Below are 16,537 nucleotides of genomic sequence, written 5' to 3' on the forward strand. Positions count from 1 at the left end.
GTTCCTGATGGCAGCGAAATCGAAGGCTGGCCGACGGAACAGGTGGCGGCCGATGTGTGCCGTTGCGCTGGCCTCACCCGACGTTGTGTGGGCTTGCGTGGGTCCCCACTGCACCGCAGCACCCCATAAGCTCGTCACAGCTAGTAGTCACGCGGATTCTGGAGGCACAAACCGTGGTGCGGCCAGTTACGAACGCAGCGTTCGAGGTGTTGCTGCGCGCCGCCGGGTACGGCAACGCCCACGCTGCGTTCGCCCGCCAGCTCAACCACGCCGGCCGCAAGCACGGCACCTGGCGATACGACGCCGCCAGCGTCTATTGGTGGCTACGCGGACGCCGACCCGCTGAATATGTCCAAGCCACCATGACCGAGGTATTCAGCCGCAAGGTCGGTCATCCGGTCGCGGTCGTGGAGCTCGGATTCACCGCCGGCAACGTTGACGTGCACGTCCCCTACCCCGCATCCGCCGCTCAAGCGATCGATTCCGCAGAGCAGCTCTGGACCATGCTGACCAAGCACTTCAGCCCACAGACCAACGTGACGTTCGACAGCGCCAACGCCCTACAGGCCGCGATCGCGTGGCGGTACGACCTACCCGACGAGACGCTTAGTCGCAGCGGCCGGCAGCCGGTCACGGCTGGCGACGTCCAGTCGCTGTACGTCCTCGCCGAACACTTCACCGACCTCGATCGACGTCATGGTGGCGGTTCCCCGCACATCCGGGCGCTCATGGCCAGCTTCCTCGTGCGTCAGGTCTCCCCCATGCTGCACGGCACCTACACCGACGCCGTCGGGCGCGACCTCATGCGGGCAGCCGCGATGCTCGCCGGTCAACTCGCCTTCATGTCCTACGACGCAGGCGAGCACGCTGTCGCCCAACAACACCTGACTATTGCCCTGCGGCTCGCCAAGGCTGCCGGCGACCGCTTGTACGGTGCCCACCTGCTGGCCAATCTCGCCACGCAGGCTGTCTACCTCGGACACGCCCGCGACGCCACTCGGCTAGCCGAAGCTGCCATCGACGGGGCAAGCCGCACCCCCGCCGCTGTACGCGCCCGGCTCTACACCGCCGCCGCCAGCGCACACGGCCGGTCCGGCGAGCGACGTGCGTGCCAGAGCGCACTCGCCAAGGCCGAGCGTGCCCTCGACCGAGCAGATCTCGACACCAGCCCATCATGGGTCAACTACTTCAGCCCGGCACACTTCGCCGGGACCGCTTTGAGGTGCTTGAGCGACCTGCACCTATACCGACAGGCCCTGCGACACGCACCTGAAGCGCTCGCTCTCGCCAACCAGAACGCTCGGACCCGCGCCCTGCATACCGCGCTCATCGCCGCGACTCATGCGCGTGCCGGGGACCTTGACGCCGCCTGCGGCTGGGGCCGGGAGCTGACGCGGCGCACCCCAGACGTTCGCTCCGCCCGCGTGAGACATCGTGTCCAGGAACTGGTCACCATGCTGAGCGCCCACCGAGCGCTGCGCCAGGTCAACGAACTCATGCTTGCCCTCGGGACGCCACCGCCGAAGTAGCGGAGGTCAGACAGAGGTGTGTGGGCTAGCGTCACCGAGGTGACCTGGACGGAGCCCACCACCTGGTACGCCAATCTGCCCGCCTTCTACGCCGCCGCAGCTGCGTACATCACCGACCCGACCGGCAACGTACTGCTCGTCAAACCCACATACCGCGACCACTGGGCCTTTCCCGGCGGCTACGTGGACGAGGGCGAATATCCCCATGACGCCTGCGCCCGAGAACTCCACGAGGAGTTGGGAATTGCTGTAGGGGTGGGTCAACTGCTGGTCGTGGACTGGGCACCTCCTGCCGGGCAGCGCCCACGCGACCTCATCAGCTTTACCTTCGACTGCGGGTCCATCAACGATCTCGAGGGCTTTAAGCTGCGCAGACACGAACTGGAAGACGTCGCCTTCCTACCGCACCACGAGGCGGAGCTTCGCCTTCCGCACAATGTCGCTCCGCGAGTCGGCGCAGCGATGCGCGCCCGAGCCGGACACGCCGCGGTATACCTGGCCGGCGGTGCTGGCACACAGACTCGCAGATGAGCAACGGCCACCGGTACGGGCAAGCCGCAACCACCACCACGCTGACCTGCTAAATCGACGCACGCGACAGCTAGCGCGCATCCTGATCGAGATTCACCGGCCTGCCGACGGCGTAGGTCCGCAGTCTCATGGTCTACTAGTAGGCCCTCGGCTTCTCAGACGGCGCCCCTAACTGGAGTTGGGTTGCTCTAACCCCTGGTAGGCGGGGCAACCAGACCGACCGGCGCAAGGATCCCAAAATGTCTACAAGTCCCTCGCACGACTCTTCCCAACAGCAGACGGACTGGGCGCTATACGTTCAGCGGCCTGGAAATCCCGAGCTTGGGATCAGTCATCAACTACTCCATATACGTGAAGTTGGGGACGAAGAATATAAAGCGATCCGAAATTCAATCAAGCTATTTGCCAGCTTCGGGTCCGGTTGGGGCTGGAGCAAGGTGAGCACAGCAGTCCGGGACTTATTCGGATATTTTGACGCAGCCGTGGCGACATTCCGCGCAGCCCGCACCACGAATCCGACCGACTTCGCCCAGATAGACAGAGCGCTACGCGGGCTCGCAAAGGATGTCGAGGAGTGGCTTAAGACGCTTGAGGGGCCGCCAGCGACGGAAGCAAATGCTGCCATTCTAGAAAGGGTGCGGGGCTACATCAGGACACTCGGCACTGGAACCGCCACTCAAGTACTTCGGCAGCTTGGAGCCATTTCGAGTGGCACACTCCTCGCAACGGCGGCGAAAACGTCCAACATTCCGCCGACATTGATACCAATCGTTAGGCCGGAAGCACTAGCTCTTCTGGGAATCACTCGGCCGGGACAGGCACTGCGCCTAGACGAGCTGTTAGTAACGCTTACGAGCGAATTGGAGCCGCTGGCCGCTCACTTGCTAGTAGCCCACGAAGCCCCATTGACCGCCGCCGCCTCCCGGTTTATGAGTTTGGGAGCAGAGGCAGTTTACGGCTCACCGACCCTCATGCCCGTTTCTGTCCGGGAACAATCTACTGCCGGTGGCGGCACAAATCTGACGCTGATCACTGTTCCAGTCGATGAGGTTCCCGTCATCATGCGCGCCCTACAAGTGGCCCAACATATGGTGCGTCCGTCGGAAGAAGGTCAAGATTCAGCGCGCACTTCGACCGCAGCCGACGTCCCGACTTCACAGGCCCCTTCGTCGGGCTCTTCGGCTGAGGGCGAAACAGTAGTTGGCAAGGACGCCGACGAGGCGAGGGAAACTAGCCCCACCCGCCCGCAGCCGGCGGACATCCACGGTTTGCTCCACCAAGCATCGCAGCTGACTAGTTCTATAGAAGAGCAATGGTCGGCTGCGCTTAAGGAAGCGGAGACGTGGTCGGCGGAACTCTTCTCCCAGTGGGTATCCGTTACCCATGCTTTACGCGATAGCACCGCAGTGCATGCCGAAGGTTTCAGGCTACTCGGGATTGGGTCAGAGGTAACCTTCCCAATCGACGCCAAGTTCGCCGAGGAAATCGAGGTTCAACCTGGGCCGGAGCAGGAGGCCCGGCAGCTTTTCACGGCCCAGCTTTACGCCATGACAGCTCTCATGGACGCCATGGAGGGCCTGAAACGGCCGACGGCTCTCAGGATTGATACACATTCTGGCACCTCCCGTTCTTGGTGGGAGGCAGGCGCATTCTCCCTTGTAAGGGCTCGCGCAAAGATTGCGATCAAGGTAGACCGAGAGCTGAACGCTCGCTCTCGCGGAAACGAGCCACCGGAACGGCCATGGGTTGAAGAGTTCGCTACAGCAGAATCATGCCTTTCGAATGGACTGCCAGAGGCGGCAGTAATATACTTGGAAAGAGTAATTCAGAAAATGAGAGCTACCGGGTTACTGAGCGCAGCTAGCCCTGGTCAGCTTGCTCAGGAGAGCTTCGCTCAGAAGATAAGCCAAGTCGCCCAATTGACTCTCGACGGCAAGGATGTCCATTACGGCACCTACCTACTTCTGGCGAATCACGGGCTATCCGAGATCCAGCGGCTGGTTAGGGATCGGGTAGCCTCACAGCTTCCCCGACCAGCGCGAGCGCCCGAGGATAGCGCCGATGCGAAGGGCGTTCAGCCATGACAGGAGCGGGCTTCAATCTTCCTCCAGATCGTCTAGGCCTCTCGAACCTCCGCCTAGGCGATCTGCGTGTTTCTATTGGGTCAGTCGACGTGAGCCGGGCACGTCGAGGCGGAAAAGTTCATTCCGCGGTCAATGAGATGGCAACGGCAGAGATTATCCTCGATTCACAAGATCCCGCTCTGGCAGTCGTCGATTTTGCAGGAACAGTCACAATAGATCGCAGCAACGATGAACGGTCCAGAGTCTTTACAGGATCAATTATTGATGTAACCCCGATCGGCGCCGAGATACACATCTTATGCAAGACGGGAGCCGAATTCATCGATCGGCCAATTGGAGGACTAGCGGCAGTAGAGGCGACCGCCCTCGACCTCATCTACGGACTCGTTCGCTCCGCCGGCCTCCCCGATGAACGGATCAGTATCGAAGGTCTGGAACGCCTTCCTACCGAAGTTTTTGAGGTCGCGTTCCCGATTGTAGGCCTGACGGTGGACGATGTTACTCGGGTAGGAAGCACTTCCTTCATTCCGGCTAATAGTGGCCTGGCTACCATCGCCGCTTTCAATGATGACTCAGAACTCTTGCGAGAGTTCGTTGACGCGGAGGCAGTGGCGGTTTGCTATGTTACAGCACGGACGATGTTCGAGGCCGAATACCGCGCCCTATCCATTGTGGATGGCGCGATCGCCTGGCTGCTTGTCCGTAGTCGATACTCGGGCGCACAGTTGACCTCCGGCAGCAACCAGGAATGGCATCGGGCCTCGTTGTCCATGTTGCCACAAAGGCTTGAAGTAGCGGCAGTTCGAGGCCTCAGCACCGCACGTTCTTGGATTAGGCGCCTAGAGGATCCTGTTGCACGGAAGAACATGACGGCGAAGGATATCAAGGCGATGATGCCGCCGATGGCGGACCGAATTTCCGAGACTGATCGCCAAGCCCTGCTGGCGTGTGCACGAGCCATAAACTCGCACGACCCGGTGATTCAGGTTACTGCGCTTTGGGAGGCGATTGAATACTACGTTGGCGATACCGTGGCGCCCGCAATGTTCACGAGGGCCGAGCTTCGCGCAATCCGCCGCTCTCTGCCGCCAGACATCAAGGACGAAAAGAGAAGGAGAGTGGAGGATATGATCGGCCTACTTAATACTCCGCCCCTGATAGCAAGACTTCGCTACCGATTGGCTTCGGACGGTGTTCCGATTAGCGAATCTGAAGTATTGCTACTCAAGCGGCTTCGCGGTGTCCGAAATAATGTCGCGCACGGAAAGGTAACAGAAAGGGTCGAAGAGTCGGACATTACCTACGGAACCGCCATTGTCGTCCGCATGCTGGTCGCAGCCATGGAGCGACGCCTTTCAGGAGATGCAATTTGGTGACAGGGCTGGCTCGGACGGCGGGCCTAGGCGCGCCCGAGCCGTGCACGAATAGCGCGGTCACCGAGAGTCACTCACGCTTCGCGGCATCAAGCACCGCCGCCCCAGTCGGATGTACTCGCGCCGACCGTGGACCTCAGAGCGCCACGATTGCCGCTGCCTCCACTGGTAGCTCGATTCGGTCGCGCATCACCGTGGCCCCGTCGCCGGTGGCGAGCAGGACCTTGTGTACCACCCCGGGCAGCGTGATTCGCTGCGGCTTCCCGGCCAAGTTCGCCGCCACCAGGCACTCCCCCCGCCGCATCAGCAGGATCTGGTTCCCATGCCGTACGTCAACCGCTGACAGCCGCGGATCCGACAGGTCAGCACGCGATTTCCGCAGTGCGATCAGCCGCCGGTAGAACTCGTACATCTCCCGGTGCTCCGGCTTGTCCAGCTCCGCCCAGTCCAACCGCGACCGGATGAACGTCTGCGGATCCTGCGGATCCGGCACCTCACCGGCAGCCCACTCGTGCGCCGCGAACTCCCGCTTACGCCCGAGTGCCACTGCCGTAGCCAAATCGGGCTCTGGACGACTCGTGAAGAACTGCCAAGGCGTAGAAGCGGCCCACTCCTCCCCCATTGAACAGCATCCGCGTGAACGGCGCCGCCACCGGCATCAAATCCACTGGAGGCGTCTAAGCTCACCGGCATGGGCTGGAGACTGAACGAACCCGAGCCCTTCGCACGAGCGACGGGCTGGAGCCAGGTCCGGTTGTGGTTCTGGCAGCTGTCGCGGCGGGTGCGCCGGGCCCAGCACCGGAGGTAGGCGGCACGGCTCGCCGATCAAATCTCTCGTCGGTCACGTCGAGGACTGCTCTCACACCACGAAGACCGAGGTCGTCTCAACCCCCAACCAGGCCGCCGATACGCCTCGTACCGGCGCTAACACTCGTACTACGCGCCACGCCTCCGACCCCACTACGTAGGGCTGGAGCACCAGGACCGCGATAACGATTAGTCATGATCCAAGCACTCCTCGCAACTATTGTTGGTCGTTGAGAGTGGACGTCCAAACAGCAGGTACAGAGGGGCGAATTCGACATGGCCGGTAACGTTCGTGCGGGAGAAACTGACGAACTGACGTTCATCAACCCCAAGGGTCTCTACGATCCTCGGCCGAACGCGTACTCGCATCTTGCGGTGTTCCCGGCCGGCTGGCGGATGATCCTCCCCGCAGGGCAAGGCGGCGAGACCGAAGACGGCGTCCTGTCGGAGGACTTCGGGACGCAGCTCAGGCAAGCCCTGGCGAACACGGAGACCGTGCTCGCAGCCGCTGGCGCCAGGATGTCGGACGTGGCGAAGTTCAACCTCCTCATCGTCGACCACGACGAGGAGAAGTTCGGGGTGGTGAAGCAGGAGTTCGGTCGCGTGTGGGGTGACCGCAAGCCGGCATGGACTCTGATCCCGGTGCCCGCCCTGGCGCTGCCCGGCATGCTGGTGGAAATCGACGTTATCGCCGTGGTGCCCCGGTGAGGTGAACCCAGCTCACAGTGCCACGATGGCCGCTGTCTCTGCTGGTAGCTCGATCCGGTCGCGCATCACCGTGACCCCGTCGCCGGTGGCGAGCAGCACCCGCCGCACCACCCCGGGCAGAGTGATCCGCTGCGGCTTGCCGGCCAGGTTCGCCGCCACCAGGCACTCCCCTCGCCGCATCAGCAGGAACTGGTCCCCGTGCCGTACGTCCACCGCCGTCAGCCGCGGGTCCGACAGGTCAGCACGCGACTTCCGCAGCGCGATCAGCCGCCGGTAGAACTCGTACATCTCCCGGTGTTCCGGCTTGTTCAGCTCCGCCCAGTCCAACCGCGACCGGATGAACGTCTGCGGATCCTGCGGATCTGGCACCTCGTCCGAACCCCACCCGTGCGCCGCGAACTCCCGCTTACGCCCATTCGCCACCGCAGCAGCCAACTCCGGCTCCGGGTGGCTCGTGAAGAACTGCCACGGCGTAGAAGCCGCCCACTCCTCCCCCATGAACAGCATCGGCGTGAACGGCGCCGTCATCAGCAGCGTCGCCCCCACCCGCAGCAGCCCAGGCGAGAGCGTGGAAGAGATCCGATCCCCGGTAGCCCGGTTCCCGATCTGGTCATGGTTCTGGAGGTACGCCACGAACCGGTGCCCAGGAACCCGCTGTCGATCCACCGGCCGCCCGTGGTGCCGTTGACGGAAGCTCGACCACGTGCCGGCGTGGAAGAACCCGCCGGTCAGCACGTCAGTCAGGCACTCCAGGGAGCCGAAGTCGCCGTAGTACCCCTGCCGCTCCCCCGTCAGCAGCGTGTGCAGGGCGTGGTGGGCGTCGTCGTTCCACTGGGCGTGCAGGCCGTACCCGCCGGCCTCGCGCGGCGTGATCAGCGTCGGGTCGTTGAGGTCGGACTCGGCGATCAGCGACAGCGGCCGGCCCAGGTGCGTCGACAGCGACTCCACCTCGACGGCCATCTCCTCCAACAGGTGCGTCGCTCGGGAGTCGGGCATGGCGTGGACGGCGTCCAGGCGCAGGCCGTCGACGTGGTAGTCGCGCAGCCACATCAGCACGCTGTCGATGATGTAGCGGCGGACGCCGTCGCTGTGCGGCCCGTCGAGGTTGATCGTGCGGCCCCACGGGTTGCTCTGCTCGCTGAGGTACGGCGCGAACATCGGCGCGTAGGCCCCGGAGGGCCCGAAATGGTTGTAGACGACGTCGAGGATCACCCCCAGCCCCTTGGCGTGGGCCGCGTCGACCAGGCGTTTCAGCCCGTCCGGGCCGCCGTACGGCTCGTGCGGCGCGTACCAGCAGACCCCGTCGTAGCCCCAGTTGTGCTCGCCGTTGAAGGCGTTGACCGGCAGCAGCTCGATCATGTCGACGCCGAGGTCGACCAGGTGGTCGAGGCGGCTGATGACCCCGTCGAAGGTGCCCTCGGGGGTGAAGGTGCCGACGTGCAGCTCGTACAGGACGCTGCCGGGGAGCTGCCGGCCGGTCCAGGAGTCGTCGGTCCAGGGGAACGACGCGTGGTCGTAGACCCGGCTCGGTCCATGGACGCCGGAAGGCTGCCAGCGCGACCGGGGGTCGGGCAGGGCGTAATCGTCGTCGTCGAGGAGGAACGCGTAGTCGGTGCCGGGGCCGGCGCCGGGCACGTCCACCCGCCACCAGCCGCCGGAGGCGGCGCGCATCTCGTGGTCGGCGGCGCCGAAGAGGCGCAGCCGGACCCGGGCGGCTTCGGGCGCCCACACCGTGAACTCGGTCATGCAGCGGCCTCCACGGAATAGGTGGGAGCGAGGAGGGCGACGGGATACGTGCTCAACAGATCATGAAGAAGCAGCTCAGACCCACTGTAGACCCGACCGGTGAACATGTCCGTAACACGGTGAACGGAAATCGGCAGCCTCGTGCCCCGCCAGCCGCCGGCGGCGGCCAGCCGCACCGGCAGCCGGGTGGCGACGGCGATCGCCCCGCCCCGGTCGAAGGCGACCACGTGCCGGGCGGCGAGCCCGCGCGCCGGCACCGGCCGGTAGCCGGTGAACAGCTCCGGGCGGTCCCGGCGCAGCCGCAGGGTCCGCGACACCACGAGCAGCTTCGCCGCCCCGGACGCGTCGACCGGGGGAAGCCAGCCGGCGTCGAGCCGGGCCAGGAGTTCCCGGCGTACGGGGAAGTCGACCGGCCGCCGGTTGTCCGGGTCCACGAGGGAGTTGTCCCACAGCTCGGTGCCCTGGTAGGTGTCCGGCACCCCGGGCATGGCGAGTTGCACGAGCTTCTGCCCGAGGGAGTTGGACCAGCCGGGCGGGGTGATCCCGGCGGCGAAGGTCGAGAGTTCCGCGTTCAACGAGGGGTCGTCGTAGAGGGCGTCGACCAGGTCGTGCATCGCCTGCTCGAACGCCGGGTCGGGGTCCGCCCAACTGGTCGAGGTCGACGCCTCCCGGGCCGCCTTCTCCGCGTACGCGTGAAGGCGCTCGCGCTCGACGGGCCAGGCGCCGACGGCGGTCTGCCACAGCAGGTGCGCGAAGGCGGGGTCGGGTAGCGGCACGCGGGCCATCCAGCTCCCCACCTGCACGGCCCAGCGGTACGGCACTTCGCTGAGCACCGCGAGGCGGGCCCGGACGTCCTCGCTGCGCTTGGTGTCGTGGGTGGAGATCGTGGTCATGGCAGCCGGCCAGCACACGTGCCGGGCGGCGGCGAAGCGGTGGAACTCCGCCGGCGGGGTGCCGAAGTGGGCGGGGCTGCCGCCGACCTCGTTGAGCGCGATGAAGCGGCTCCACCGGTAGAAGGCGGTGTCCTCCACGCCCTTGGCCATCACCGCGCCGGTGAGCTGCGGGAAGCGCTTCGCCAGCTCGTCGTCCGGGTCGCGCAGCCGGCGGGTGACCGCGTCCAGTACGCCGGTCAGGTCCGGTCGGCGACGGCCGGCCTCGGAGCGGGCGGCGGCGAGGTGCCGGGCGCCCACCGGCGGGTAGCCGCGGTAGACGGCGAACGCGGCGGCGAGTTCGGCGAGCGCGGCGCGCACGGCGTGCCGGTCCAGCTCGGGGACGAGGGTGGCGAGCCGGGTCAGCTCGGCCGAGAGCAGCCGGGTGGCGGCCTCCATCTTGGTGTCGTGGGTGAGGTCCTCCCAGGACACGTGCCCGCCGGCGAGGCGGGTGTCCAGGGCGGTGAAGTCCCCCTCGGCGTCCGGGTCGACGAAGAGACCGGAGACCGCCGCGAGGGCCTCGTAGCCGGTGGTGCCGTCGACCGGCCAGTCCGGCAGTTCCTCCCCGTACTCCAGGATCTTCTCCACCACCAGCCACGCGTCGGGGGCGGCGGCGCGGAGCCGGGCCAGGTAGCCGGTGGGGTCGCGCAGCCCGTCCGGGTGGTCGACGCGGATGCCGTCGATCTCCCCGGCCTTTGCCCACCGCAGGATCAAATCGTGGGTGGCGGCGAAGACCTCCGCGTCCTCCACCCGCAGGCCGGCCAGGTCCGCGACGGCGAAGAACCGGCGGTACGTGAGTTCGCTGTCGCCGCGCCGCCAGGAGACCAGCTCGTAGTGCTGCCGGTCGTGCACCTCGCGCGGGGTGCCGTCGCCGGTGCCGTCGGCGATCGGGAAGCGGTGCTCGTGGTAGCGCAGCTCCCCGTCCACGATCTTCAGGTCGTCGAGCGCGGCCGGTTCGTCGGCGAGGACCGGCAGCAGCACCCGGCCCCGCTGCCAGTCGATGTCGAACCACCGGGCGTACGCCGAGTCGCGGCCCCGGCGCAGCACGTCCCACCAGGCGGGGTTGGCCGCCGGCCGGGCCACGCCGGCGTGGTTGGGCACGATGTCCACGACCAGGCCCAGCCCGACGGCTCGCAGCGCGGCGAGGAGGCGCTGCCGGCCGGCCTCCCCACCCAGCTCGGGGTTGACCGCGCGGTGGTCGACGACGTCGTAGCCGTGCTGGGAGCCCGGAGTGGCGGCGAGCAGTGGCGCGCTGTAGAGGTGGGTGACGCCGAGGTCGGCGAGGTAGCCGGCGAGCCCGGCGGTGGCGTCGAGGTCGAAGCCGGGGCGGATCTGGACACGGTAGGTCGACCCGACCCGGTGGGTGGTCGGGTCGGGTCGGGGGGTGTGGGACATCAGATCGTCCTCTCCAGGACCATCAGGGAGCGGTCGGGGACGGTCAGCGCGTCGCCGGCCTCGACCGTCGTCGTCTTCTCCGCTTCCGGCTCCGCGGTGCTGATGACCAGCTCCCACCGCTGGCCGAACTCGGCGGGCGGCATGGTGAAGTCCAGCGGCGCGTCGTGGGCGTTGAAGCACAGGAGGAACGAGCTGTCGACGTGGCGCTGGCCGTACTGGCCGCGCTCGCGGATGCCCTCGCCGTTGACGAACAGGGCGACGGACCGGCCGAAGTCGTTGCCCCAGTCCTCGCCGGTCATCTCCCGGCCGTCGGGTGTGTACCAGGCAAGGTCGGGCAGGGGCTCGTCGATCAGGCGCGAGCGCACCGGCAGGCCGGTGAAGAACCGGCGGCGCCGGAACACCTGGTGCCGGCGGCGGAACTCGACCAGCCGGCGGGTGAACTCCAGCAGGTCGATGTCGGCGTGCTCCCAGTCGATCCAGGCCAGCTCGCTGTCCTGGCAGTACGCGTTGTTGTTGCCCCGCTGGGTACGCCCCAACTCGTCGCCGTGGCCGATCATCGGCACGCCCTGCGACAGCATGAGCGTGGCGAGGAAGTTGCGCCGCTGCCGCGCCCGCAGCGCCAGGATGCCCGGGTCGTCGGTCTCGCCCTCGACCCCGCAGTTCCACGAGCGGTTGTGGCTCTCGCCGTCCCGGTTCTCCTCGCCGTTGGCCTCGTTGTGCTTGTCGTTGTACGACACCAGGTCGTTGAGGGTGAACCCGTCGTGGCAGGTGACGAAGTTGATGCTGTGGAACGGGCGGCGCCCGTCGTCCTGGTAGAGGTCGGCCGAGCCGGAGATGCGGGAGGCGAACTCGGCGATGGTGGCCGGCTCGCCGCGCCAGAAGTCGCGAACTGTGTCCCGGTACTTGCCGTTCCACTCCGTCCACACCGGCGGGAAGTTGCCGACCTGGTAGCCGCCGGGCCCGACGTCCCACGGCTCGGCGATGAGCTTCACCTGGCTGACCACCGGGTCCTGCTGCACCACCTCGAAGAAGGTGGAGAGGCGGTCGACCTCGTAGAACTCCCGCGCGAGGGTGGCGGCGAGGTCGAACCGGAAGCCGTCGACGTGCATCTCGGTCACCCAGTACCGCAGCGAATCCATGATCAGCTGGAGTGAGTGCGGGCTGCGGACGTTGAGGCTGTTGCCGGTGCCGGTGTAGTCGACGTAGTACCGCCGGTCCTCCTCGGACAGGCGGTAGTAGCTGGGGTTGTCGACCCCCTTGAAGCTCAGCGTCGGGCCGAGGTGGTTGCCCTCGGCGGTGTGGTTGTAGACCACGTCGAGGATGACCTCGATGCCGGCGGCGTGCAGCGCCTTGACCATGCCGCGGAACTCCTGGACCTGCTGCCCGAGGCGGCCCAGCGCGGAGTAGCCGTGGTGCGGGGCGAAGAAGCCGATCGTGTTGTAGCCCCAGTAGTTGCGCAGGCCCAGGTCGGCCAGGCGGTGGTCGTGCACGAACTGGTGCACCGGCATCAGCTCGATCGCCGTCACCCCGAGCTTCCGCAGGTGCTCGATCATCGCCGGGCTGGCGATGCCCGCGTACGTGCCGCGCAGCTCCTCCGGGATGTCCGGGTGGCGCATCGTCAGGCCGCGCACGTGCGCCTCGTAGATCACCGAGTGGTGGTACGGGGTGCGGGGCGGCTTGTCGTTGCCCCAGTCGAAGTACGGGTTCACCACCACCGACTTCGGCATGAACGGCGCCGAGTCGGCGGCGCTCATCCGCTCCGGGTCGCCGTGCTCGTAGTCGTACACCGCCGGGTTCCACTCGACGTCGCCGTCGATCGCCTTCGCGTACGGGTCGAGCAGCAGCTTGTGCGGGTTGCAGCGCACCCCGTCGGCGGGGTCGTACGCGCCGTGGACGCGGTAGCCGTACCGCTGGCCCGGCTCGACCCCGGGCACGTACGCGTGCCACACGTACGCGTCGACCTCGCGCAGCTCGACCCGCCGCTCCGCCCCGGTGTCCCACTCGTCGAAGAGGCAGAGCTCCACCTTCTCCGCCACCTCGGAGAAGATCGCGAAGTTGGTGCCCATCCCGTCATAGGTGGCCCCGAGGGGGTAACGCTCGCCCGGCCAGACCTGCATGTTGCTCCTTCGGCACACGATCATGAGCGCTCACCCGCACCACGAGCCCGCCGCATGGCCGAGGTCGGTGGCGCGCACGGGCGTAATTGCCCCGCAGGATTCGCCACCAATCCAACCGTTCGGCCGATGACAGGAACCCACCTTACTGACCCTGGGTAAACCTTCAGGTGTTCTCTGTCACCATCGCTGCCCTCGAGATGCGGATTCGCGCGAGATGCCCTTTCCTGATTCAGGGCGCGCGCGAGCGTGGCCCGTCGCCCCCACCCCCCTTGTTCTGCCGGCACCGGCGCCGGCGCGACCCATCGTGCATGGACGGAGATTGATGTGACGACCCTGCGGGTCGGCGGGCAGCCCGCCACCGCCCCGGACCGGATCCACCGGCCCACCCTCACCTTCCGACCCCAGGTCCCGGCCCAGCCGGGTCCGGGTGTTCCCCCGCAGACCCGCCGGATCCTGATGCTGTCGTGGGAGTACCCGCCCGTGCTCGTCGGCGGCCTCGGCCGCCACGTCCACGCCCTCTCCGTCGCCCTCGCCACCGCCGGCCACGACGTCACCGTCGTCACCCGCCACACCGACGGCGCACCCCTCGAGGAGTACGCCGACGGCGTCCGCATCGTCCGCGCCGCCGAGGACCCGGTGACCTTTCCGCTCGCCACCGGCTCGCTGCTGGCCTGGACGATGGCGTTCAACCACACGCTCACCCGGGCCGCGCTCCGGGCCGCCGAAACCGGCACCTACGACGTCATCCACGCCCACGACTGGCTCGTCGCCCACACCGCGATGACCCTGCGCGAGCACCTGGACGTCCCGCTGGTCAGCACCATCCACGCCACCGAGGCGGGGCGCCACCAGGGCTGGCTTCCGGAGGAGATGAACCGCACCATCCACAGCGTCGAACACTGGCTCGCCTCCGAGTCCGGCCGCGTCATCGCCTGCTCCGGCTACATGCGGGACGAGGTGACCGCGCTGTTCGGGGTGCCGACCGCCCACGTGGACGTGGTGCCCAACGGCGTGGAGCCGCGCCGCTGGCGGGCGCCGGCCGCCGCGGTGGCCCGTGCCCGGGCCCGGTTCGCCGGGGACGGTCCGCTGGTGACCTTCGCCGGCCGGCTGGTGTACGAGAAGGGCGTACAGCACCTCCTCGCCGCCCTCCCCCGGCTGCGCGAACGGCACCCCGGGCTGCGGGCGGTGATCGTCGGCGACGGACCGTACCGCGGGGAACTGGAGGCTGAGGTGCGCCGGCTCGGTCTCGTCGACGCGGTCAGCCTGCCCGGGTTCCTGGGCGGCACCGACCTGCCGGCGGTGATGGCGGCGTCGGACTGCTTCGCGGTGCCGAGCATCTACGAGCCGTTCGGCATGGTGGCCCTGGAGGGCGCCGCCGCCGGGGCGCCCCTCGCCGTGTCCGCGACCGGGGGGCTCGCCGAGATCGTCGAGCCGGGCGTCACCGGGATGACCTTCCGGCCGCAGGACCCGGAGGGGCTGAGCGACGCCGTGCACGCCCTGCTGTCCGACCGCGAGCAGGCCCGCCAACTCGCCCGCCGCGCCCGGCAGATGGTCCACGACCAGTACGGCTGGGCCGCCATCGCCAGCCGCACCGCGTCAACGTACGCGCAGGCGATCACCGAGGCCCCCACCTTCACCACGGCAAGGGCAGCCCACCGCATGACCCACGGCCACACCCTGCCGGCGCTCCCCGAGGGCAACCTCCTGGCCACCGCCGGCCTGCGGTGAAAGGAAGGGCCCCCTGTTAACGCCTCGCGTGGTACAGGGGCCCCTTGTTAACAGGGCGTCCACCGCAGAACGGCGACAGGCCGCCGACCCTGGTTCGGGTCGGCGGCCTGCCGTCGTGCGCGTTAAGAAGGGGCCCTTTCTCTACCGCAGGCGTTAAGAAGGGGCCCTTCCTTACACCGTCAGCGCTGCTCGAACGGGAGGTAGTCCCGCTCGGGGGAGCCGGTGTAGACCTGCCGCGGGCGGCCGATCTTGGTCTCCGGGTCGTTGATCATCTCGCGCCACTGGGCGATCCAGCCGGGGAGCCGGCCCAGCGCGAAGAGCACCGTGAACATCTTGGTCGGGAAGCCCATGGCCTTGTAGATCAGGCCGGTGTAGAAGTCCACGTTCGGGTAGAGCTTGCGGGAGACGAAGAAGTCGTCGGCGAGCGCGATCTCCTCCAGCTCCATCGCGATGTCCAGCAGCGGGTCCGGCTTGGCCATGCGGCCGAGCACGTCCTGGGCGGCCTTCTTCACGATCGCGGCGCGCGGGTCGTAGTTCTTGTAGACCCGGTGGCCGAAGCCCATCAGCTTGACGCCGGTCTGCTTGTCCTTGACCTTCCGCACGAAGGTGCGGACGTCGTCGCCGTCGGCGTGGACACGCTCCAGCATCTCCAGCACGGCCTGGTTGGCACCCCCGTGCAGGGGGCCGAAGAGCGCGTTCACGCCGGCCGAGACCGAGGCGAAGAGGTTGGCGTTGCTGGAACCGACCAGCCGGACGGTCGACGTGGAGCAGTTCTGCTCGTGGTCGGCGTGCAGGATGAACAGCATGTCCAGCACCTTCGCCACCACCGGGTCGACCTCGTACGGCTCGGCCGGCACGCCGAAGGTCATCCGGAGGAAGTTCTCCACGTACCCGAGGGAGTTGTCCGGGTACAGCAGCGGCTGGCCGATCGACTTCTTGTACGCGTACGACGCGATCGTCGGCACCTTCGCCATCAGCCGGACCGTCGACATCTCCACGTGCTGGGCGTCGAACGGGTCGAGGCTGTCCTGGTAGAAGGTCGAGATCGCGCTGACCGCCGACGACAGCACCGCCATCGGGTGCGCGTCCCGGGGGAAGCCGTCGAAGAAGCGGCGCATCTCCTCGTGCAGCAGCGAGTGCCGACGGATCCGCTCGCTGAACTCGGTGAGCTGCTGCTGGGTGGGCAGCTCGCCGTAGATCAGCAGGTAGGAGACCTCCAGGAAGGAGGACTTCTCGGCCAGCTGCTCGATCGGGTAACCGCGGTAACGCAGGATCCCCGCGTCGCCGTCGATGTAGGTGATCGCGGACGTGCAGGCAGCCGTGTTCACGAAACCGGGGTCGTACGTCGTCAGCCCGGTTTCCTTGAGCAGGTTGCCCACCCGGATCCCGGAGGGGCCCTCGACCGCGGGGTGCACCGGCATCGAGAGCTGCCCACCGGGGTGATCGAGCTTGACTTCCGTCATGTGGTTCCTCGCTTCGCCGGCAGATCTTCGTTGAATTGCCTTCGCTTCTACCGTATTCGCGGTTCCCCGGACACCGCCCGCGGTGGTTCTCCGGTGAGGTATGCGTCACCCGATTCCCGACCAGCAG

The 16,537-nt window shown here is 67.1% G+C and carries 11 protein-coding genes; 6 read left to right on the forward strand and 5 right to left on the reverse strand.

What is annotated here, in order from left to right; all coding sequences use genetic code 11:
* Positions 1 to 206 precede the first annotated feature (206 nt).
* From ACTMS0_RS22115 to ACTMS0_RS22130, 4 genes are all read left to right on the forward strand, one after another.
* The gene (locus tag ACTMS0_RS22115; protein ID WP_441157156.1) at positions 207 to 1,529 is read left to right on the forward strand and encodes a hypothetical protein; all 1,323 of its coding nucleotides are present in this window, start codon (positions 207 to 209) and stop codon (positions 1,527 to 1,529) included.
* 39 nt (positions 1,530 to 1,568) lie between these two features.
* Complete coding sequence (locus ACTMS0_RS22120) at positions 1,569 to 2,060, forward strand: NUDIX domain-containing protein (protein WP_441157157.1); 492 nt, start codon at positions 1,569 to 1,571, stop codon at positions 2,058 to 2,060.
* A 437-nt stretch (positions 2,061 to 2,497) separates the two neighbouring features.
* On the forward strand, positions 2,498 to 4,144 hold the full coding sequence (locus ACTMS0_RS22125; protein WP_441157158.1) for a hypothetical protein: 1,647 nt from the start codon (positions 2,498 to 2,500) through the stop codon (positions 4,142 to 4,144).
* Positions 4,145 to 4,281: 137 nt separating this feature from the next.
* The gene (locus ACTMS0_RS22130; RefSeq protein ID WP_441157159.1) at positions 4,282 to 5,520 is read left to right on the forward strand and encodes a hypothetical protein; all 1,239 of its coding nucleotides are present in this window, start codon (positions 4,282 to 4,284) and stop codon (positions 5,518 to 5,520) included.
* 133 nt (positions 5,521 to 5,653) lie between these two features.
* Here the strand turns inward: ACTMS0_RS22130 and ACTMS0_RS22135 are convergent, their stop codons facing one another.
* Positions 5,654 to 6,064: a DUF3459 domain-containing protein gene (locus ACTMS0_RS22135; protein WP_441157160.1), complete on the reverse strand. Its 411-nt coding sequence runs from the start codon at positions 6,062 to 6,064 to the stop codon at positions 5,654 to 5,656.
* Between the two features lie 536 nt (positions 6,065 to 6,600).
* Between ACTMS0_RS22135 and ACTMS0_RS22140 the strand changes: the two genes are divergently transcribed.
* On the forward strand, positions 6,601 to 7,032 hold the full coding sequence (locus ACTMS0_RS22140) for a RidA family protein (RefSeq protein ID WP_441157161.1): 432 nt from the start codon (positions 6,601 to 6,603) through the stop codon (positions 7,030 to 7,032).
* A gap of 12 nt (positions 7,033 to 7,044) precedes the next feature.
* On the opposite strand, the gene treZ is transcribed toward ACTMS0_RS22140, so the two are convergent.
* The 3 genes from treZ to glgX are packed head-to-tail and all read right to left on the reverse strand — an operon-like array spanning position 7,045 to position 13,219.
* Positions 7,045 to 8,778 (reverse strand): malto-oligosyltrehalose trehalohydrolase, encoded by a 1,734-nt coding sequence (gene treZ, locus ACTMS0_RS22145; RefSeq protein ID WP_441157162.1) that lies wholly within the window; start codon positions 8,776 to 8,778, stop codon positions 7,045 to 7,047.
* Positions 8,775 to 11,102, reverse strand: coding sequence for a malto-oligosyltrehalose synthase (gene treY, locus ACTMS0_RS22150; RefSeq protein ID WP_441157163.1), 2,328 nt, complete (start codon positions 11,100 to 11,102; stop codon positions 8,775 to 8,777). The genes treZ and treY overlap by 4 nt, the downstream gene beginning before the upstream one ends.
* Positions 11,102 to 13,219 (reverse strand): glycogen debranching protein GlgX, encoded by a 2,118-nt coding sequence (gene glgX / locus ACTMS0_RS22155; protein WP_441157164.1) that lies wholly within the window; start codon positions 13,217 to 13,219, stop codon positions 11,102 to 11,104. Before glgX ends, treY begins: the two co-directional genes overlap by 1 nt.
* 324 nt (positions 13,220 to 13,543) lie before the next feature.
* Here glgX and ACTMS0_RS22160 point away from each other — a divergent pair, with 324 nt between their 5' ends.
* On the forward strand, positions 13,544 to 14,947 hold the full coding sequence (locus ACTMS0_RS22160; RefSeq protein WP_441157165.1) for a glycosyltransferase family 4 protein: 1,404 nt from the start codon (positions 13,544 to 13,546) through the stop codon (positions 14,945 to 14,947).
* Between the two features lie 179 nt (positions 14,948 to 15,126).
* On the opposite strand, the gene ACTMS0_RS22165 is transcribed toward ACTMS0_RS22160, so the two are convergent.
* Positions 15,127 to 16,410 (reverse strand): citrate synthase, encoded by a 1,284-nt coding sequence (locus tag ACTMS0_RS22165; RefSeq protein WP_441157166.1) that lies wholly within the window; start codon positions 16,408 to 16,410, stop codon positions 15,127 to 15,129.
* Positions 16,411 to 16,537 lie beyond the last annotated feature (127 nt).

The sequence above is a fragment of the Micromonospora sp. H33 genome (assembly GCF_052068455.1).
GTDB lineage: Bacteria > Actinomycetota > Actinomycetes > Mycobacteriales > Micromonosporaceae > Micromonospora.

Excerpts from the sequence above, each read along its gene's own strand:
- ACTMS0_RS22130 (WP_441157159.1), top strand. The coding sequence starts at position 4,282 with ATGGCAACGGCAGAGATTATCCTCGATTCACAAGATCCCGCTCTGGCA.
- ACTMS0_RS22140 (WP_441157161.1), top strand. The coding sequence starts at position 6,601 with ATGGCCGGTAACGTTCGTGCGGGAGAAACTGACGAACTGACGTTCATC.
- treZ (WP_441157162.1), bottom strand. The coding sequence starts at position 8,778 with ATGACCGAGTTCACGGTGTGGGCGCCCGAAGCCGCCCGGGTCCGGCTG.
- treY (WP_441157163.1), bottom strand. The coding sequence starts at position 11,102 with ATGTCCCACACCCCCCGACCCGACCCGACCACCCACCGGGTCGGGTCG.
- glgX (WP_441157164.1), bottom strand. The coding sequence starts at position 13,219 with ATGCAGGTCTGGCCGGGCGAGCGTTACCCCCTCGGGGCCACCTATGAC.
- ACTMS0_RS22165 (WP_441157166.1), bottom strand. The coding sequence starts at position 16,410 with ATGACGGAAGTCAAGCTCGATCACCCCGGTGGGCAGCTCTCGATGCCG.